The sequence below is a fragment of the Streptomyces sp. NPDC054834 genome, from assembly GCF_053611185.1.
In genome coordinates this window covers 15483-31523 of sequence record NZ_JBSGZV010000074.1, presented here as the reverse complement: position 1 = coordinate 31523, position 16041 = coordinate 15483, and the positions used below count along the sequence as shown (strand labels likewise).

The following is a 16041-nucleotide window of genomic DNA, read 5'->3' as shown; positions in this document are numbered from 1 at the left end:
GCCGCCAGGTTGCAGGAGGATGAAGTCCTCGTCAGGCCCTTCCCTGACCTCGCGACCTGCGGTTTCTCGCCCGTCTGATGCAATTCCTGAGGGTTCCTGTAGTAACGCCGGGTCGACTCCAGAAGATCATGATCCATCAGCTTGCGGAGCTGGTCGATCGGCACGCCCGCGTCAGCGTGTCGCTGGGCATAACTGTGCCGGTAGGCATACATCACGACCTTGGACCGGTCGAACTCCGTCTTGCCGTCCTCCATCAGCAGCGGGGGCATCTCCGCAACCCAGTCCGAGTGCCGTTCCCCCACCGTGCCCATCGCGACCGACCGGGTGCCACGCGGGTTGCGAATCGGAGCCGGCAACAGCACCAGCTCCGACAGCGGCGTGTCCGGGAACCGCGTACGAACTCGATGTTGCTGATCCCGGATCACATCGACGGTGGCCTGGGCAATCGGCAGACGGATGCCCAGCCGGTTGCACTTGATGTTTGTCCAGATCAGCTCGTGCTTGCCCTTGGAGTCAGTGGCCAGACAGTCCCACTCCAGCGTGCAGATCTCATCGGGCCGGCGCCCGGTGTCGATCATCAGGTCGATGGCCACCCGGACCTCACGCGAGGCCATCTCCTCCAGCCGGTCCAACTGCCCGCAGACCTGCCGCATCACCACCGTCGGCAGGTCTCGGGGCTTCTTGCGCTTGTCTTCCTTCGGGATGTCCGACTCCCGCAGCGCGAAGTCCTCCGAGACGCCCGCCATCGGGCCGCCCGGACGTGACGCGCCGAGCGCGCGAGTGCGGTTGAGGAGTTTCCGCAGCATCCGAAGGGTGTTCCACCGAAGGTTGTCGGTCATGTCGGAATCGTGCTGGCTGACTTGGAAGGTCAGCCGGCCGAGGAAGTTCTCGATGTCCGCCCGGTCGACGGAGGTCGGGTCTTCACCACGGTCCTCTCGGAAGGCCCGCAAACTCTTCGACAGCCGACCGACCGCGCCGATATGGGCCTGCAGGAACCGGGTCGCACTCTTGCCATAGTGACGCGGCAACTCCTCGACAATCCACATCATCACCGCCTCGCGCAGCCACTTCTGGGTGATACCCGTGAAGTCCAGCACTCCACGGTGCCCCCACGCCCGAGCGTCCCAGCGGTCCGGCTTGCGCCGTTCCACCTCCGGGTCCAGGAGCGCCTGGACCACGTGATCCCGCAGCAGCCGGGCATTAATGGCCGCCGTGTTCTTCTTGCCCGTCCGCTCGCCATCGGGCACGTCCATCAAGGACCAAAACTCCTGCCGACGCAGCCAGTTGACTGTCGACCGCAACTTCTGCGGCGATACCTTAACCTCCTGCCCTATCCGCTCCTGCAACGCGAACAGCACCTCGACGACGAGCAGCGGAGACAGCCCCAGCAGCGGCACCACCCCCGGACTCGTCAGCGTCGGCGCCTCCGTCCGGGCCCAGCGCGCCTCATCCGAGGCCTCCGGCTCACCGTCCCGCACCAGGCGCTTCCACTTCGTTTTGTGCGCCTGGCAGTACGGGCTCGTGGTCAGTTCCCGCTCGCGCGAGCACGCCAGTACGCCGCAGATCCCCAACGGGGGCATCGGTTTGACCTGCGGGTGCGCGAAGAACTCCTCCATCGACAAACCCAGCTTGCGGAACCGCGAGCGGTGTGGCCCGCACAGCTTGGATACCGAACTGCTCCACATCCGCGCGCAGTTCAGAACCGAACAGCGCTCCCGCGGCTTCTTCTTCTCTGCCTCCGCGCTGCCCACGAACTCCTCCAGCGGGAGCTTGGAGCGGTTCCACTTGCTCTGGCAGAGATTGCACAACCCTGACGTCAAGACTGCCTCGGCAGAGTAGATGGCATTGATACAAGGTGTCCACGCCAGCAGCGGGTGCCCCGGTTGAATCGTCAGCGTTCGACTGTCCTCATCCCAGCCCGCAGCCTCCTCCAGGAACTGCGGATCCAGGCGAGCCTTGAACCCCTCCGCCTTCGGACCAGCACCGATGGACCGCTCACTCTCACGTACTTCTGCGAGCGTTGTCATCGCTGGCCCGCTCCGTCCGTGGTCAGCACCCGCGGTGAGGGGACCCGCTCGACGACATTCCGCAAGGCTTGTGAGTCGGGATGCAAATAGGGGAGCAGCGACTCAGGCGATTCGTGGCCCATCAGCTCCGACAACTCATCCCAGTCCGCCCCTGCCGCTCGCGCATTACTGGCAAAGGCGTGACGGAGCTGATGCGGTCGGACCCTGCGTGCCAAGCTGGCCCGCTCGCTGAGCGCGGTCATCAACTCGTTCACTGCTCGCGGAGGCATCGGCGCACCCAGTGGCTCCCGCTGCAGGTTCACCAACACGAAGTCGCACGCATCCGCCGCGCGGCAGGCGATCCGCTCCATCACATACCGGTCGTGCGCCTGCACCAGCAACCGATCGACCGGGACCACCCGCTCGCGGCGGGACTTGGCCCACGCTCCGTTCGGGTTCAGCTCGCGCCGCACCACGTGCAAGTGCGGTCCGGCCACCGCGCAACCCAGAGACACGGAACTGAGCAGGAAATGGATGTCCTCCCGCCGCAGCCCGACCAGTTCCCCCCGGCGCAGACCGCCCCTGCCCATGAAGAGGAGCATCATCCGGTCCCGCGCCGTACGGCAGGCCCGCAGCAGCGCGAGGATCTCCTCATCGCTGGCCCGGTCCACCGGTCGCTTCGGCTCCTTCATCCGGTGCCGTACTCCCAGACGCACCCCCGTCGTCGAGCCCTCGCCCCTTGCCGCGGCCGGCAGATCCGCCGTTGAAGCCAAGTCGAACAGCACTGGCAGTACCCACTGCGGCGCGTCACCATGTGTCACCGCATGCGCGACCATCCCACGCACCGCTGTCAATACCCCGTTGACCCGTTTCTCACCGCGCGCTGGCTTGCGCCCCGGACCGACCATCAGCGCCGCCCCCGGCGACGGCTCGACGCCCGACATGCCCTTCGGCGCGTGCCGCAACCACGTCATGAACAGGCCCAAGTCCGGTGCCGCAGTGCGCCAGTCCCGGTCCGTGCGCAGACACCAGCGCAGGAACAACGCGAGCGCGTACGCGTAGGTCTCCGTAGTCGACTCGGCCTTGCCCTTGCCGAACCGGACATGTTGCAGGAACCGATCCGCAGCCGCCACTGGAACGAACAAGTGGTCCAACACCGTCCAGTACCTCTGCCCTGAAGGCAAGGTCACAGGAAACGCTCTCAACCTGGTGCTCTCTCTCAACTGATGTACGCCATGCAACGTGAGCTACACCCCAACAGGTGTGTTGCACACCGAGTTTCGAGAGACTGTCATGCCACGTCACACCACAGAACATCGCCCCCTACAAAACCCTGCACAACCCCGCCGACATCACCCGCCGCGACCTGCGCCTGGGCGACCACGTGATGGTCCACCGCGCCGGCGACGTCATCCCGCGCATCGAGGCCCCGGTCGCCCACCTGCGCACCGGCGACGAGCAGCCGATCGACTTCCCCGACGTGTGCCCGCGGTGCGGCTCCGGTATCGACACCAGCCAGGAACGCTGGCGGTGTGAGCAGGGCCGCAACTGCCACCTGGTCGCCTCGCTCTCCTATGCCGTAGGCCGCGACCAGCTGGACATCAAGGGCCTGGGCGCCACCCGCATCGTGCAACTGGTCGAGGCGGGCCTGGTCGCGGATCTCGGCGACCTGTTCACCCTGTCCCGTGACCAGCTTCTCGGGCTGGAGCGGATGGGCGAAACCAGCACGGACAACTTGCTGACCGCGCTCGCAACGGCCAGGACACGGCCGCTGTCGCGGGTGCTGTGCGCGCTCGGCGTCCGCGGCACGGGCCGCTCCATGTCCCGCCGTATCGCCCGGCACTTCGCCACCATGGACAACATCCGCGCCGCCGACGCGGAGACCCTGCAGCAGGTCGAGGGCATCGGCGCCGAGAAGGCACCCGCGATCGTCACCGAACTCGCCGAACTCGCTGGGCTGATCGACAAACTCACAGCGGCCGGGGTGAACATGACCGAACCCGGCGCCACTCCCCCATCCGCAGTCGGCAAGGATACGTCCGGGGTCGGCGAGGATCCTGGTGGTGTTCCGGCCGGCGGCCCGCTCGCTGGGATGACGGTGGTGGTCACCGGCACGATGACCGGGCCCCTTGAGCAGCTCAGCCGTAACCAGATGAACGAACTCATCGAGCGGGCCGGCGGGCGCTCCTCCTCCAGCGTGTCGAAGAAGACCGCCCTCGTCGTCGCCGGGGAAGGCGCCGGATCCAAGCGGGCCAAGGCCGAAGACCTCGACATCCGACTGGCCAGACCCGACGAGTTCGCCCTGCTCGTAGCCGACTACCTGGACTGATCTAGGCGAGCGGACAACCGCACACCGCATCAATCGCCTGCTCTAACGCGCGGGCTGTTGGGCATGGGCCTCCCCGGCCGAAGAGCCGGGGAGGCCCATGCGCGTGGCTGCCAGGCAGCGGCCTACGGTTGGGCCCGTCAGCGGGTCTTCTCCGGTGGCAGGGCCAGATCGAGGTACGCGGTGAGGCTGGCGCTGTCGAGCGTGCCGTCCATCGACAGGGACCGCAGCAGGGTGTCGGCCACGGCGTCGCGGGGAATGCCGAGACGGCTCTGGGCCTCGCGGACGATGTCGCCGATGGCGTACTGGCCGTAGTCGGGGTGATGGCGAATGAGCCAGTCCAGGATCTTGGCGACGGGAGTGGTCAGGGTGTAGAAGTGCGTGCGGTCGTCGCCTTGGTCGCTGTCCCAGCCGTGCTGTTCCGTCAGTTCGTCGAGGACGGCGTGACGGATGGTGGCGGCCAGGTGGTCGGTGGGGATGATGTCGTCCAGGCGCGCGGCGACGTGCAGGGCGAGTTCGTTGGAGATCTTCCGCACGTCCGGCTCGCTGCGGTGGCGCAGCACCCAGCGCTTACGGGTCTGCGGGCGGCCCCACAGCAGGGCTTGGAACTTGACGGTAAGGCGTTCACGCAAGTCGCTCACGCCGGCGGGCAGGGCGTCAGTGTCGGGGCCGGCCACGGCGGCCGCGACGTTCTCCGGGGAGCGGCTGCGTTGGGTGACCCAGTCCTGGGCGACCGGGCGGGACCAGGCACTGCGTCCGCTGACCGTGGCCTGAGGCAGGGGGACGTTCCCTTCCCCACGGGAGGCGTACGAGCGCAGGGTGGAGGCAGCGATACCGGCCAGGCCCGCGAACTCGGTGACGCCCAGCAACTGGTCGGCGGCGAGTTCGGGAGCGGAGAGCTGGACCACGCACTGGTTGAGGGGGAAGTCGCCTTCGCGGTCGGTGCGGTGCTGCGCCCAGAGTGCGAGGTGGTCGCTCCACCGTCCGGCGAGCGGTGCGTCCGGGTCGAAGGAAGTGACCTTCAGAAGGTGGCCGACGTTCGGGTGGGCGGTGGCGTCCAGGAGCTGGTCGGCGGTGACGGCGCCCGCGGCCGGGACCGGGGCGCGGACGAAGTCCTCGTCGGCCGCATCCCAGATCTGGCCGGGCCGGTACCAGGTGGCTCCGTCCCACCAGTAGCCGCCGGCCCGGAACAGCAGCGGGCCGCCGTGCCATGCGGCGTGCAGCTCGTTGGCGTCCTCGTCGCGCACGAGCAGGACCGTCCGCCCGTGGTCAGGGTGGTAGCGCACGCACCAGGCGCACTCGTTCCGCTGGGGGTCGGTGGTGTAGGCGCGCCATCCGCCGGCGGAGCGCTCGAGGTCGTAGCGGCCCCACATGCCGCCGCTGCGGTTGCGGCCGACGGCTTCGAGCTCGCGGGGATCGTCGAGGGGGATGTGGGAGTCGTCGACGAACGGCAGGTCGGGGACGGGGTGGTCGGTTCGCAGGCCGTTGGCCAAAGGGCGCAGCGTGTACACGAGGAGTGTTGTGTCCTTTCCCGCTGTAGCGCTGTAGATATCTACAGCGTACCGCTTCGGCTTCTACAGCTAACACAAGTAATCGGGATTGGCGGGAAGTTGCCCCATCGCGTCGAACGGCACGGCACGTGGTGGAAGGGTGCGCATAGGTCGCCGCGCTGCTGGTCCGCGACCTGCAGGGCCACCTCGGCGTGCCTCGGCTGGGACTGTGCTCTCCGGCTGGAAAACGCGCAGCCGCCCCTGCTGCCCGCTGCGATACCCAGGTAGCAACATCAGCGCCACGCACAGTGCCTGCGCTGCCTCCTGCCAATGAGTAGGCACGCAGCGGGATCGTGGTGGCGAGCGGGCGCCATGGCGGGGCGGCAGCGCTTCTCGCTACCGTTGCCCGATGACGTTCAATGATGCGTTCGCAACCGACTTACGACCAAGCGAGGCGCCAACCGGGGTGATCGTCAACGCGCTGCGCTGGGACATCCTGAACGACTGGGTCCGGTACCTGAACGACGACGCGCACCCGGACAAGACGGCCGAGATGTCGTACGTCTGGGGATTCATCAACCGGGATTTCGGCGGCGACGCGCTGCGGTGCCTGTGGAGCAAACACGAGACCAACTACGCCATGTTCGCCGAGGCAGTGTGGCTGCTGCACCGCGAGTTCAGCGACGGCGCCGGGGCAGAGCATTACCCCATCTTTGCCGGCCTGCCGCCGATCCCCGCCGACATCTTGTTCAGAAAGATCGCGAGCGCGTCCGCCGTGGCCTTCAGGAAGCTGACCGCAGACCAGATGACCGAGATCCTGCGGACGGCACCGCAGGACTACGAAGCCATGCGGTAATGACCCGCCCGGAACGCCGACGGCCCCGCCAGGCACTGCACCGGCCACCCCCGGGCGTTGCCGCTTTTTCGCGCGTCGCATGCGCTACGCTGCCGCTGATGGTGCGGCATCACGCGCATGCCAGACCATGTCAAACTCCCGGCCGGAACTGCACCCACGCGCCCGGCAAGCGGACAAGGGTCTCCGACTCGCGCGGCATCTCTCCCTGAACGTGATGACTCCTGCTGCGGCATGGGCGTGGGCATGCTGGCGGAAGGACTGTCATGACGAGGGATAAGAAGCGCAAGGCCGCGATCCGCGAGACGCAGGTGCAAACAGGCCGCCGCTACACCCAGGCCGCCCGCGAGATGACTGCCGCGACCGGCCGGGAGCCAAGCGGCTTCCTGCTCTCCCAACTGCTGACCGAGTGCGCCACGGTTGCCCCGGTAGACGTCGACTGGGGCTACGACTCGGAACTCGCGCCGGAGGTGTTCCACTCCCGTCTGCTCGGCGGTGCCGTCCCTTACGGCACCGTTCTTGAACTCGCGGGCTCACTCGCGCAAGAGGGACGCTCCGCACGCCTCACGCTGGAGTCCATGAGCCCCCTGGAAGAGGCAGTCGTCGTTTGCGGCAACCGCCGCTTCCGGCTCATCCTCACGCAAGACATGGCCAGGGAGCTGTGCCGGACACCCGCCTGCCGGAACGGCCAGCCCGGCTGGGCCTTCCTCCACTGTCCCAGCCACCTCCCGGACTGCAGCGGCGACGCTCTGGTCTCCATGGCCGAGGAATGGGCGTACGGCTTCAGTTCAGACGCCGGCCGTGACGTGAGCCGTCTCGAAGGCAGCGCGGAAGCAGACCTCCTCATCAAGGCCGCCACCGCAAACGGCACCTATGAGCGCGTCATCAAGGCTCTGCTCGATTCCCTCTTCGTAGCCCCCGATGCGCTCGATGACATGTTCTGGAGCGAAGAGGAAACACTGGCCATGCAGCACGCGATCGAACGTGAGCGTCTTCGCCTGCACAACGTCGCGCGTACCGAAGCACGGCGACTTTGGAAGGTCTCCGGCGCCTGCGTGACCTGCGGCGGCCGCCTCAACGCCTACGGCTGGGACCCGAGTGTTCCGCCACGGTTCTGCTCAGCGAACTGCGTTCCGCCTGCTCCATGTCCCTCCCCGGACTCGGCCACGACCGCACGCCCGGCTAATCAGCGACCGGTCGAAGTGCCTGCCTGGTAGGGCGTTGCAGGGCCAATCCATGGCGAACTACCACTGGGTGCCTGCCTCGTAGGCAGGCACCCGCCGGACTCTGCGCGTCTCGGGGATCTAGCGCACGACCTTCGGACTCGCGGCGGTGCGGGCCGGGTGGCGGCGACCGTGACGCGGGACAGGCGTGCGTGCCGGTGCCACTGGGGCGGGTCTCGCTGGCGCCGCGTCGTGGACCGGCAGCGCGAGCCCGTGCGGGTTACTGGGGGCACCGCATTCCACGGTGGCGCCGTAGGGGGCGCCGACGGGGCCGCAGGCTTGACGACTTCTCCTCACCACTCTAAACCGAAGCACTGCTGAGCGCTTGATAGTAGAGTGGTCAATGGTCGTGTCGCGTCGTTCAGAGGAGACCCGCGTTGCCCACCGTGAGCCTGCACTTCGACTCGTCCCTGATCGCCCGCCTTGCCGCCGCGGGGCCGGAAGAGACGGTTCACATCACCCTGTCTCTCGACCTCGCGCCCCACGGGGCCACAGAAGGTGATGCCTCCGGTCCCGGGCGTGCCGTGGCCCCGCAAGGCCCGCTGGCTGAGCTGCTGTTGAAGGGACTGCTGCAGGCCGGGGACACGCTGTCCTTCCAGCAGCGGCGGGCAGGCCGGGAAGCCGTGGCGACCGTGGCCGCTGATGGGCGGCTGATCGTCGAAGGACAGTCGGTGCCGTACACCTCGCCCTCGAAGGCGGCCTCAGCTGTCACCGGCACGGCGTCGAACGGGTGGGTGCTGTGGCGGACCGCGGACGGCCGCACCCTCGATGCGCTGCGCCAGCAGCTGCAGCAGGACTCATCGTCGGCTCGGGCCTAGACCGAAGCCGGGGCTCCCCTACACCGCCTTTCACCAGTTCATTCGTGGAGGAGTACGTGAGCGCGCCGCACTGCCCCCGTCCCGCGTCGCCGCCGGCACAGCCGCCGAGCACGGGCCCGGCGGCACCTGTTGGCGCAGTGCCGGCCGGTGATTGGTCCGAGGAGGTCCTGACCGGAACCGTCCTGCCCAGCGTCCTGGGCGCCGCAGTGCCGCAACCGGAACCGGTGCGCCCGGTGGTGGTGTTCGTCGCCGGGCAGGCAGGCAGCGGCAAGACGCTCGTCGTCGACCTGGTGCACGCAGCGCTGGAACGGCGGGGCGGTGCGGTACGGGTGGACCGCGACGCCTACAAGAACATCCATCCCCACTACGCGGCCTTGCTCAGCGAGGACGTGCGGACCGCCGGGGTGCGGGTGCGGCTGGAGACCTACCGCTGGCAGGCCGAAGTGGAGGCTCGGGTGCGAGCCGGCCGGTATGACGCGGTGGTGGAGGCGCCTTTGGCCCACCCGCAAGAGTTCCTGGCCGGGATGGCCGCGTACCGGCAGGCGGGCTACCGCGTCGAGCTGGTGGCCCTGGCCGTGCCCGAGGCGGTCAGCCAGCTCGGCATTTTGGACCGGTACCTGCGCCTTGCCCAGGAGGGCCGGGCCCGGTACGTCTCCTGGGACAACCACGACCAGTGCGCTGCCGCCCTGGTCGACACCCTCGGCATGGTGGAGGCCGCGCACCTGGCGGACCGGGTCTTCGTCGTCCGGCGCTCCACGGAGACGGCGCTGGAGGTCGTGTACGACAACGAATGTGCGTCCACCGGGCAATGGTGCCGTCCGGCGGGCGCGGCACGCGCGGTGCTCGCTGAGCGCAGCCGCCCGTGGGACGCCAGGGAGACGGGCCGGTTCCGCCGTCAGCTCGCCGACGCCGACCGGCGCCTGACCGATCCCCGACTGCCCGAAGACTGGACGCTGGCGGTCCGCCGCGACACCGAACGCGCCGCTGCCCTGGCCGAGCCGGTCCGACGCACCGCCCAGCCGCGCCGGGAGCCTCCCGGGGTCGACTACCACCGCCTCTCCGCAGACGAACACCGCTGGATCTTCGACGAGTTGATCGTTCCGCTGCTGGGACGGATCACACCGCAGGACAGACCCGTCGCGGTGTACGTGATGGGCCAGCCCGGCGCCGGCAAGACCCGGGCCGCTCAGATGGTCCGACGCACCCTGCGCGACGGCCCCGCCCACATCACGGGTGACGACTTCAAATTCTCCCACCCGGACTACCTGCAGCTCTTACGTGAGGAGCCGCGCACGGCCTCCGCGCGGATCCGCGCCGACTACCGGGCCTGGCAGGCTCAGGCCGAAGCGTACGTACGCGAGCGGCGCGGGGACGTGGTCATCGAGATCACCCCGGAAAACGCCGCCGCCTTCGTCACCAGCGCGTCCCTGTACCGTCAGGCCGGATACCGGGTGGAGCTGCTGGTCCTGGCCGTGCGCGCAGCCGATTCCCGGCAGGGCACGGCCGTCCGCTACGCCACGGTGAGCCAGCGAGGCGTGCCCGCACGGTTCACCACGGCCGCCGGGCACGACACTCACTTCGCCGTCCTCCCCGAGGTGGTAGCGGCTGCCGAGCAGCTGTCCGTGGTCGACTCGGTCACGGTGATGCGTCGGGACGCCCACGTCCTCTACCGCAACGAACAAGACACCCAGGGACGGTGGGCACGGCGCCCCGCCGCCGCCTTCGCCCTGGTCGCGGAGCAGTCCCGCCCCTACACCACCGAGGAAGCCGCGCGGTTCTGTGCCGCCCAGCGCTGGCTGCGTTCCGCGATGCCGCAGTACCGCGACGAACTCATCGCGATCGGAAGCCTGGCATGCCCGTTAATGCCCCCGGCCCTGCAGCCGCACCGGCTCGACGCGTATGCCCCCGTGGCGGCGCTCCCCATGCCCGCCTAGATACGGCGTCTCACGACCGTGTCGAGTGGTGCCGGCGGCTGTCAGCGGCGTGCTGTAGCTTGATCGGTAGGCGCGGGGCCTGCGCGGTCGAGGTGCGACAGCTGAAGAGTCCAGGAGGACTCGTGCCCATAGCCCGCGTCAACGCCGCGAAGTACATCGCTCGCCTTCTGCCAGAACCGCACGAGACGGATCTCGGCGGCGAGCCCGCCCACCACCTACTGGCCGCCACTCACGCCGACCGGGTATGCCCACCGTCAGGCCACAGCATCGGCTGGACGGACTGCTACGCCAGCGCGGACATGCTGCCTCTGACCCACAAAGCGGATCTGCTGCTCGAGCCGAACGGCAAACCAAGGTCGATTCCGGATCATCTGGTCGGTGAGGCACGTGAGCGGGCGGAGCGGGTCGGCCGCCAAGCGTCGTGGATCCGTCGGAAAGCTCACCGTCGCGGACTTCACTGACGCCGCCCGTCGTCCAACGCCCGCCCCACCCCGGGGCAGGCGTTCGCGTGGTCAGTCCCCGTATTCGCGCACTGACCAGCCGTCTGGCACTTCGCGGACTGCGAAGCCGGGCGCGATGATCTGGTGCAGTGTTTCGCCGTCGGTCCAATCGTTGAGCGTGTCGGCGAGAGTGGTGATCAGCGGCTCGTCCACGTTGTCGAAGAGGATGACGGGCTCGACGGCCAGTTGGGCATCGGTTCGCCGCATGCCGTCAACGGGAGTGGCCCAGCCGACGATTGGCATCACCAGAATCACGCGGTCGTCGGGGCATTTGATCGCCACTCGCCACCCGTCCGGGGCGGCAGCAAAAGGGAACGGGACTGCGGTCATGACGGCAGACTCTAGCCCCGCGGTTCGGGCAGTTGCCCGGGCGTGACAGGTACGGTGGCGCCGAAGCTACGACTCGGGCTGCGCCTCGCTGGCTTCCAGCTCCTTCAGGCGTGCGGCATAGACGGCGGCGATGCGCGCGATCTCCTCAGGTCCGACCTCCCTCAGCCGGTTCTGGTCCTCCACGCAGTCCTGACGCCGCGCCTTCAGTTCCTCCAGGCGCTGCTCGTCCCCGGAGCGCCGCGCGAGGAGGAGCTGCCGGCTGTACCAGGCAATGACGTTCCCCACGATCTCGTGCGCCATCTCATACCCGGCGTCGCCGCCGTCCGGGTCCCAAGCTGGTCCCGACGATTGAGAACGTGGCGGCATGTCCGGCGAGGACGATGCGGGGTCGTGCACGGAGAACCACCTCGGGGCGCGTTGAGAACTGGACGGCGAAAAGATCATTGTCCGGCGTGGGCGGGAACCAGTCCATCACCGGCTCCTCTCGGCCTGCATATCCCGCCGGGCTGCCGCCGGCCACCGCCCGCAGCATAAATTGGGACCGCAGGTGATCACTTCGGGGGGACACACCACATGACCGACCTTCGTGCGCTGTTCAGCTCCAATGACCCCGTGGGCAGCAACGAGGCGTTCACCAACCGCCAAGACCAGTGGGATCTCGTGGCCACCGCCATCGAGGAGCACCTGCGGCACATCGCCGCTCCGGCCTTCAACGTTGAAGACCTCGAAGCCCCTCGCAACAACGTGATCGTGTTTCACGGGGTGGGCGGCGTCGGCAAGTCGACCCTGCTGCGCAAACTCGAATCCTCGCTCACTACAGCGGACCAGCGCCCCGTGCACTGGGGTGCCCCCGCCTGGGCGGGCGAGAAGATCCTGCCCATCCGCATCGACCTGGCCCGCTCGGCATCGACCGGTTCGGACTTCGAGCGCGTCGTGCTGACGATCCGTCTCGCCCTGGCTGCCACCGTCGGCCGCCCTCTGCCCAGCTTCGACCTCGCACTGCGCCGCTACTGGGATGCCCAGCACCCCGGTGAGCCGCTGGAGGAATACGTCCGGCGCACCGGCCTGGTGGGGAAGTTCGGACAGATGCTGCCCGGGCAGCTGCAGGCCGCGGTCAGCGAGGCCATCGGCGCCCTGCAACTGCCCGGCCTGGTGGGCTCGGCGGCCGGGCAGGTCACCACTGCGCTCGTACAGGCCCTGCGTGAGCGCCGCGAACGGGCGCGGGCCCTCGCCGGCTGCGCCCGCACTCCCGCCCTGCTCGAGGCCGAACCCGACCTGGAAGCACTCTCCTTCTACCCGCACCTGCTGGCGTGGGAGATCAGCCGCCTGCCAGCGAAGAAAGCGGCCGTGCCGGTCCTCCTGCTGGACACCTTCGAGGACACCAGCGACCGCCACCGCGAAGCCGAGCGGCTCCTGCAACGCCTCGTGTGGCTCATGCCGAACTGCTTCTTCGTCATCAGCGGCCGCAACCGTCTGCAGTGGGCCGATACCGCCCTCCAGGGCCAGCTCGACTACACCGGCCCCGCCGCCTGGCCCGGCCTGGCCCCCCAGGTGGGGCAGCTGGCACGCGCCGCCGAGCAGGGCGGCGCCCGCCAGCACCTGATCGGGGACTTCTCCGCACAGGACTGCGAGACCTACCTCGCCCACCGCCTCACCCAGGACGGCCAGCCGCTGATCAGCCCTGACATCCGCGCCGTCATCACCCAGCGCTCGCACGGCCTGCCGCTCCACCTCGACCTGGCCGTCGCCCGCTTCCTGGAGATCCGCCGCACCGGCCGCACCCCCACCCCGGCCGACGTCGACCACACCTTCCCCGCCCTCATCGCCCGCACCCTCTCCGACCTCACCGCCGACGAACGCCACGTCCTGCGCAGCGCCAGCCTGCTCGATGCCTTCGACCTGGACCTGGCCACCCACGCCGCAGGCCTCACCCACCAAGCGGCGGCCCGCAGGCTCATCGAACGGCCCATGATCACCGAAGACCCCTACGCGATCTGGCCCTACCACCTCCACGGCGCCATCCGCACCGCACTGCGCACCGCCGACGACCACACCGAGGACCGCTGGACCCCCGCCGACTGGCACCGGGCCGCCGAACGCGCTCTCGCCGCCCTCGGCCAACAGAGGCAGAACGGCCGCGCCGACGTCCCCGGCCGGACCCTCCTCGTCGCGTGCCTGCGCCAGGGCCTGCGCCTGGCCCGCGACCACCGCCTGGATGACCTCAGCTGGCTCACCGACGCCGCCTTCGCCTACACCGACGACTCCGTGTGGGAACCCCTCGCCCCGCCCACCCACGCTCTGGTCTCCGCGTCCGGCACCGGCCCGCATACGGGCCCGGACACGCCCGCCGACGCTCTCGCCGAACTCCTCGTCGCCATCGGCCGCCGCCAGCACGAACACCGCGACCGCACCGCAGAGCGCCTCACCGCCGTCCTGGACACCGGCCTGCTCTCCGGCGAACTCGCCGAACTAGCCCTGTACTACCGGGCCAAAGCCCACAAGGACCTCGGCCGCACCGACGCCGCCGCGGACGGCATGCGCCAGGTCGCCGACGCCGGCGGCCGGCTCGCGGTGCGCGCCCGCCGCGGCCTGGCCAACCTCGCCCGCATCCGCGGCGACTTCCCCACCGCCCTCGCCGCCGTCCCCACCCTGGGCTGGAAAGGCCGCCACCACCGCGTCCTGGGCCACATCCGCTGGCCCCACGGCGACATCGACCGCGCCACCGCCGCCTTCGAAGCCGCACGGACCGAAGCCGAACAGCACGACGCCCCGGGCGAGCGGGCCATCGCCCAGACCCACATCGCCCTGGTCACCGCCTTCGCCGACCCCGCCCGTGCCGACGACGAACTCGCCCTCGCCCACCAGCTCCTAGCCCACCTCGACCAGCGCGCCACCACCCTCCTCGCCCACGTCGCCGCTCTCGTACGCGACGCCGGCACCGACCACGACGTCACCGACCGCGCCACCGTGCTGCGCACCGAGATCACCGTCGCCGGACTCGCCTGGCTCACCCCGCTCCTCGAAACCGCCCTCGCCTTCCACCACGCCGTACGCGGCGCACAGGACGACCTGGCGGCCACCATCGACCGTCTGCACGAGGCGACCGCGAACGGTGACTTCGCCTACTACCGCCACATCGCAGCCGCCATGGGCGACCTGCCCCAGCCCGCCGGGCCCGCCATACGCTGGCTCGACGATGAACCCACCGTCCGTACCCGCTGGCGCGCCCTCGTCACCGCCCGCCAGCACCGCCTGCACGGCACTCAGTAACGGCCGGTTCAGTCGCCGTCCTCGTCCTCGGCGTACGGCTCCGCAAGACGCAGCCCGAGGTCGTCGAGCCAGTGCCGGACCCAGGCGCGCAGTTCAGCGATGTGGACGGGGCTCATGTCATACGCGGCGTACTCGCGGTCGGAGGTGAAGTCGACCGCTTCGAGCCGGCCGTGCAGTTCCTCTAGGTGGAACTCCTCGTCGTGCTGCGCGCCCAGGCGCTCGAGTTCCCCGATGGTGTACAGATCGCGGGCGCTGAAGACGTCGATGACGTCGCGGGGGAAGCCGCGGTCGTGCAGGGCACGGACTTTCAGTCCCACGGCGTCGTCCTGGGACAGCGTGGGCCCGGCATCCGTCTGCGTGGGAGGCCTGTGGAAGATCTCTTTGAGGATGTCCAGCTCGCAGGACGCGCCGGTTGCCGCGTCGGTGGCGAGCAGGCGGGCCATGCGTGGGGCGACCTCGACGATGCGGATCACCCAGCCCTTGTCCTCAAGGCCGGCAGCAACGGCGCCGGTGATCTCGTTCATGTCCGCAGGTGCGTCGGTGGCCAGGTCCAGGTCCTGGCTGGTGCGGCTGACCAGCTCATGAGCCTGGATGGCGTAGCCGCCGGCCAGCACCAGCCGGTAGGCATGGCCGCTGTCCAGGGCATCACTGAGCAGGCGCCGGTGCAGGTCTGGAAGTCTCATGCCGCAGCGGCGGCCGCCACCAGCTCGGGAAACCGCTGCTCCCAGCACGTGCGCACCGGCTTGCCCAAGGCGATCCGCAGCCGCGGCCAGTGCCTCACGAGCAGTTCGGCGTTGAGGTAGCTGGTGAGGTCCTCGCGCAGACCGTTCGTGAGCACGATGCGGTACAGGCCCAGCAGCAGCTTCTCGTCGCTCACCTCGAAGCGCCTCAGCCCCGACCACGCCAGATGCAACGGCAGCTCGACCGTCCCGGTCGCGGGTCCGGACAGCTCGTCGAGGCGTGCGGGCAGACGCTCGGCCACATGAGCCCAGCGGGAAGCGGCGGCTTGGTGCACGGTCACGGCTTCAGTATGGCCCCTCCTGACAGGTCCCATCGCCGATCAGGGGGAACCGATCGCGTGCCAGCGCGTCCGGGGCCGAGCCTGCCGCCACCCGGCAGTCCTCAGGGTTCCGGCCGTTCAGCTGCTCACGCGCTGTCCCAAGGTGATCAGCCGTTCGGGGCTGGCGCGGCTCATGGAACGGGCTCGGCGCCGCCCAACGCCGACCCGCGCCCCCGGGGGGCGGGGGGGGCCCCCGGCCACCCCGCCCGCTACGGCGCCGGGCCCCCGGCG

12 protein-coding genes and 1 pseudogene are annotated in these 16041 nt (G+C 69.3%); 6 read left to right on the top strand and 7 right to left on the bottom strand.

The genetic code is table 11. From position 1 onward, the window contains the following. Positions 1–2027 (bottom strand): tyrosine-type recombinase/integrase (locus tag ACWGJM_RS46215; protein WP_453417792.1); only part of this gene is annotated, 2027 nt, incomplete at its 3' end. After that, a complete protein-coding gene (locus tag ACWGJM_RS46210) occupies positions 2024–3163 on the bottom strand; it encodes a tyrosine-type recombinase/integrase (RefSeq protein WP_453417791.1) in 1140 nt (379 codons plus the stop codon). The genes ACWGJM_RS46215 and ACWGJM_RS46210, both read right to left, overlap by 4 nt. Before the next feature lie 167 nt (positions 3164–3330). Between ACWGJM_RS46210 and ACWGJM_RS46205 the strand changes: the two are divergent. After that, a pseudogene (locus ACWGJM_RS46205) lies at positions 3331–4335 on the top strand (helix-hairpin-helix domain-containing protein); the annotation flags it as partial. 137 nt (positions 4336–4472) lie between these two features. On the opposite strand, the gene ACWGJM_RS46200 reads toward ACWGJM_RS46205, so the two are convergent. Next, positions 4473–5843: a hypothetical protein gene (locus tag ACWGJM_RS46200; RefSeq protein WP_453417790.1), complete on the bottom strand. Its 1371-nt coding sequence runs from the start codon at positions 5841–5843 to the stop codon at positions 4473–4475. Positions 5844–6231: 388 nt separating this feature from the next. Between ACWGJM_RS46200 and ACWGJM_RS46195 the strand changes: the two genes are divergently transcribed. The 4 genes from ACWGJM_RS46195 (at position 6232) to ACWGJM_RS46180 (ending at position 10650) form a co-directional block, all read left to right on the top strand. Next, positions 6232–6678 (top strand): hypothetical protein, encoded by a 447-nt coding sequence (locus ACWGJM_RS46195; protein ID WP_453417789.1) that lies wholly within the window; start codon positions 6232–6234, stop codon positions 6676–6678. Positions 6679–6941: 263 nt separating this feature from the next. After that, positions 6942–7892 carry a hypothetical protein gene (locus tag ACWGJM_RS46190; RefSeq protein WP_453417788.1) on the top strand — a complete coding sequence of 317 codons (951 nt, stop codon included), beginning with the start codon at positions 6942–6944 and terminating at the stop codon, positions 7890–7892. A 392-nt stretch (positions 7893–8284) separates the two neighbouring features. Continuing rightward, the gene (locus tag ACWGJM_RS46185) at positions 8285–8716 is read left to right on the top strand and encodes a DUF4357 domain-containing protein (RefSeq protein WP_453417795.1); all 432 of its coding nucleotides are present in this window, start codon (positions 8285–8287) and stop codon (positions 8714–8716) included. 137 nt (positions 8717–8853) lie between these two features. Continuing rightward, positions 8854–10650, top strand: coding sequence for a zeta toxin family protein (locus ACWGJM_RS46180; RefSeq protein ID WP_453417787.1), 1797 nt, complete (start codon positions 8854–8856; stop codon positions 10648–10650). A 512-nt stretch (positions 10651–11162) separates the two neighbouring features. Here the strand turns inward: ACWGJM_RS46180 and ACWGJM_RS46175 are convergent. After that, on the bottom strand, positions 11163–11480 hold the full coding sequence (locus ACWGJM_RS46175) for a hypothetical protein (RefSeq protein ID WP_453417786.1): 318 nt from the start codon (positions 11478–11480) through the stop codon (positions 11163–11165). Between the two features lie 66 nt (positions 11481–11546). Continuing rightward, positions 11547–11876, bottom strand: coding sequence for a hypothetical protein (locus ACWGJM_RS46170; protein WP_453417785.1), 330 nt, complete (start codon positions 11874–11876; stop codon positions 11547–11549). 177 nt (positions 11877–12053) lie between these two features. Between ACWGJM_RS46170 and ACWGJM_RS46165 the strand changes: the two genes are divergently transcribed. Beyond that, positions 12054–14750, top strand: a complete 2697-nt coding sequence (locus ACWGJM_RS46165; RefSeq protein WP_453417784.1) for an ATP/GTP-binding protein — start codon at positions 12054–12056, stop codon at positions 14748–14750. Positions 14751–14758: 8 nt separating this feature from the next. Here ACWGJM_RS46165 and ACWGJM_RS46160 read toward each other — a convergent pair whose 3' ends face one another. Together ACWGJM_RS46160 and ACWGJM_RS46155 are read right to left on the bottom strand one after the other, a co-directional pair. Next, complete coding sequence (locus tag ACWGJM_RS46160; protein WP_453417783.1) at positions 14759–15433, bottom strand: nucleotidyl transferase AbiEii/AbiGii toxin family protein; 675 nt, start codon at positions 15431–15433, stop codon at positions 14759–14761. Then, positions 15430–15771, bottom strand: a complete 342-nt coding sequence (locus ACWGJM_RS46155) for a hypothetical protein (protein ID WP_453417782.1) — start codon at positions 15769–15771, stop codon at positions 15430–15432. The genes ACWGJM_RS46160 and ACWGJM_RS46155 overlap by 4 nt, the downstream gene beginning before the upstream one ends. Between the last annotated feature and the right edge of the window lie 270 nt (positions 15772–16041).